Origin of the sequence: Sphingobacterium tenebrionis (genome assembly GCF_037126265.1) — a bacterium.
GTDB lineage: Bacteria > Bacteroidota > Bacteroidia > Sphingobacteriales > Sphingobacteriaceae > Sphingobacterium > Sphingobacterium tenebrionis.
Map to the genome: position 1 here is coordinate 1 of NZ_JAYLLN010000079.1, position 1,241 is coordinate 1,241.

The window sequence follows — 1,241 nt, forward strand, 5'->3', positions numbered from 1 at the left end:
AATGGATCTTGCCACGCTCTCAAAGGAAGCAATGCCCGCATTCTCAACCTGATTGTGCCACAGACCTAGCTTTGTAAAAGCTATCTTTTTGTCCCTGCATTTGTTGAATATGTCACCCAGGGCAATTCCAAGATCATAAGCCTGTTTTAGCTTGGGAAACCGCAGGAACAACAGTTCAGCTCGGTTTTTCTGGCTTTCCGACCATCTGCTTGGATGTTTGAACAGCAGGTGTCTCGACCTGGCCAATAGCTGTTTGAGCGTATCACCATTGGGCAACAATTCGGGTTCATATGGGATCCCTCTCTTTCGCGACTCCATTATCTTCTTGCTTTCTGCATCCAGGACTTCCCAACGATATTTGATACGGAGTTCCTGTACTGCATCATAGGCCAGTTTTTGGACATGGAACCGATCGACCACACGTCTGGCATTCCTGAAACACCTTCGGATAGCCTTGGCCATGTTGGGGGCCATATCCATGGTCACCTCCTTTACCCTGTTCCGTGAGCGCAAGGGTATCCGATCAAGAACAGCCATGATATCCTCAGCCTTAGTGCCCTTAATAGTTGCCAGGATCGTTCCTTTACGCCCCTTTGCCGATTTACTGCTAACAATGGTATATAACTCACCATTGCTGAAGCTGGTCTCATCTATGCTCAGATGTTCCGAGATGTTTTCAGGAAACAATGTCCAGCTCTCGGCATGAGGTTTTTGGTCCCAATCATGGAAATCACTGAGGTGGTTCTTGTACTGATCCTGGAGTTGCTTGCCGTCCATTTGGAAGAATAATCCTACCAATTGGGTGCTTACAGGATGGTTATCCAAATATCTTCTTTAAAAAAAGCCCGAATTCCGTAGTCATTCGAGCACCCTCACGCACAAGGTTCCAATCTCTTGTAATGATCTGTCCGGTTTCCAGGACCGTCCAGCGACGACGACGGATATGTAGCGTAACTTTCTGGCCTCGAATGGGAAAGTCCGAGATCTCGGTGGAAGGCATGAAGCCCTTTGACTCCAACCTGTTGTTCTCATAGCCTGTCGGAGCAATATTAAGTTCATCTAAATAAATATGGAGCTGATTGTCGACCTGATCGACTTCTATGATCTGAAAGTATTCCAAAAGCCCTTCGGGCATCAACAAGGATAGTAATTTACGTTCGGCTTCTTGCAAGGGATAACTGTTTTAAAGATGCTAAACTAAGAAATTTTTAGTATTCCCCCCCAAGGATTCAGCTTGATCC

Annotated in this window: 2 protein-coding genes; both read right to left on the bottom strand. The window is 46.3% G+C overall.

Features of this window, described 5'->3' with window-relative positions:
* Window positions 1-825: ISAon1 family transposase (locus VJ786_RS16545; protein ID WP_336558061.1), on the bottom strand; the 825-nt coding region annotated here is incomplete at its 3' end.
* Window positions 818-1,171, bottom strand: coding sequence for an ISAon1 family transposase N-terminal region protein (locus VJ786_RS16550; RefSeq protein ID WP_336558062.1), 354 nt, complete (start codon window positions 1,169-1,171; stop codon window positions 818-820). The genes VJ786_RS16550 and VJ786_RS16545, both read right to left, overlap by 8 nt.
* Between the last annotated feature and the right edge of the window lie 70 nt (window positions 1,172-1,241).